The organism is Neisseria sp. P0021.S005, assembly GCF_051956955.1.
The window spans coordinates 1-2,051 of the sequence record NZ_JBQCWY010000555.1 but is presented as its reverse complement, the minus strand read 5'-3'; the positions used below and the strand labels follow the sequence as shown (position 1 = coordinate 2,051).

The 2,051-nt window shown below is 51.3% G+C and carries 2 protein-coding genes; one reads left to right on the top strand and one right to left on the bottom strand.

Annotated features, from left to right (window positions below):
• Nucleotides 1–869, top strand: an 869-nt coding sequence (hisD, locus tag ACTHUE_RS16770; protein WP_440424028.1) for a histidinol dehydrogenase, incomplete at its 5' end; no start/stop codon positions are given.
• Nucleotides 870–976: 107 nt separating this feature from the next.
• Here hisD and ACTHUE_RS16765 read toward each other — a convergent pair.
• The gene (locus ACTHUE_RS16765) at nucleotides 977–1,858 is read right to left on the bottom strand and encodes a prephenate dehydrogenase (protein ID WP_107792547.1); all 882 of its coding nucleotides are present in this window, start codon (nucleotides 1,856–1,858) and stop codon (nucleotides 977–979) included.
• Between the last annotated feature and the right edge of the window lie 193 nt (nucleotides 1,859–2,051).

Below are 2,051 nucleotides of genomic sequence, written 5' to 3'. Positions count from 1 at the left end.
TCATCATGAACGCCATGCCTGCCCACGTTGCCGGCGTGAAAGAAATCATCATGGTCGTTCCCACTCCGAAAGGCGAGCGCAACGATATCGTGTTGGCGGCTGCTTTTGTGGCCGGTGTAACCAAAGTGTTTACGGTCGGAGGCGCGCAGGCGGTTGCGGCTTTGGCCTATGGTACGGAATCTGTGCCTCAAGTCGATAAGATTACCGGCCCGGGCAATGCCTTTGTCGCTGCGGCCAAACGACGCGTGTTCGGCGTGGTCGGTATCGATATGGTGGCAGGGCCGTCTGAAATTTTGGTGATTGCGGATGGTACGACGCCTGCCGATTGGGTGGCCATGGATTTGTTCAGTCAGGCGGAACACGATGAAATTGCACAGGCGATTTTGATCGGTACTTCTCAAGCGTATTTGGACGAAGTTCAGACGGCCATGAACTGCTTGATTGAAACCATGCCGCGCCGTGCAATTATTGAAGCTTCATTGGGTAACCGCGGCGCAATGATTTTGGCTAAAGACTTGGACGAAGCCTGCGAAATCGCTAACTATATTTCTCCCGAACACTTGGAATTGTCGGTTGAAAATCCGCAAGCGTGGGCGAAAAAAATCCGCCACGCCGGCGCTATTTTCATGGGACGCTATACCAGTGAAAGCCTTGGTGACTATTGCGCAGGCCCCAACCACGTTTTGCCGACCAGCCGCACGGCGCGTTTCTCTTCTCCTTTGGGAACATATGACTTCCAAAAACGCTCCAGTCTGATTCAGGTTTCAGAACAAGGCGCGCAGAAGTTGGGCAAAACCGCCAGCGTGTTGGCGCATGGCGAAAGCTTGACCGCGCACGCCAGAGCGGCTGAGTTTCGTTTGAAAGGCTGAGTGAAACGTTGAAGTCGTAAGAAATCCAAAAGGGCATCTAAACAGATGCCCTTTTTATTGTGATGAAGATTTTAGCTGAGAAGGCGTCAGGCCGTCTGAAAACAGATTTAACGGTTTTTTAGCCAGTCATTACGCATTTGTGCGGCTTCTTCAAAATAGCGGTAAAGCTCGGTTTTGTTGCCGTCTGAAAGGAGTTGTTCCAATTTGGATAATTGTTCTTTCAAATCTCCGGTCAGTTTGAGCAGGGCAGGGCAGTTGGCCATGCAGATGTCTGTCCAAACGGCAGGATGGCTGGAAGCGATGCGGGTAAAGTCGCGAAAGCCGGTGGCGGCATAGGGGAGGTAGTCTTTGCCGTGAGGATGATCAACCAAAGCGTGGACATAGGCAAAGGCGACTAAGTGCGGCAAGTGGGAAACGGCGGCAAAAATATTGTCGTGTTCTTCGGCACTCATGGTCGAAATTTGCGAACCAACCGCCTGCCACAGGCTTTTCAGCCGTCTCAGGCCATCTGAAGCCTCTTGGCCATGTAGCGTAATAATCAGGCGGCTGTTTTGAAACAAACCGCAACGCGCGGATTTTGCCCCGCTTTGATCGGAGCCGGCAATCGGGTGGGCGGCAAAACATTGCGGCAGGCGGTCGGATAAGTGGGTGCGGAAGGCATTGAGTGCCGATTGTTTGGTGCTGCCGACATCGGAAACGCAGGCCGTATCTTTTAAGAAGGGCTTGATGTCGCGGCATACGTCAGGCAGGACGGAGACAGGCGTGGCAATCAAAACCAAATCGGCGTTGCCGATGCTTTCGGCGCAAATATCCGGATAGGCATGGTCGATGATGCCGCATTCGAGTGCGTAATTGAGGTTGTCGGCATTGGTGTCGATGCCGGTAACGGTTTGCACCAGTCCCAAGCGTTTGAGGTCGAGCATGAACGAACCGCCGATTAAACCGACGCCGATAAGGGTAATGTGGGGGAAAAAGGCGGAAGTGTTCATGGTTTGAATCCGGTTTAAGTGGAAAAGCTTATTTTAATCTGTCATCGAGGCCGTCTGAAAGATGGAATCAAGGTTTCAGACGGCCTTTTTTATGGTCGAATTTTCATGATTTAGGCATAGAAAACTCCGTTTAGTAGGAGCATGTAACCGATTATCAGATTTTCATACACTAAAATAATCATCTGAATTAGTA

Excerpts from the sequence above, each read along its gene's own strand:
- ACTHUE_RS16765 (WP_107792547.1), bottom strand. The coding sequence starts at position 1,858 with ATGAACACTTCCGCCTTTTTCCCCCACATTACCCTTATCGGCGTCGGT.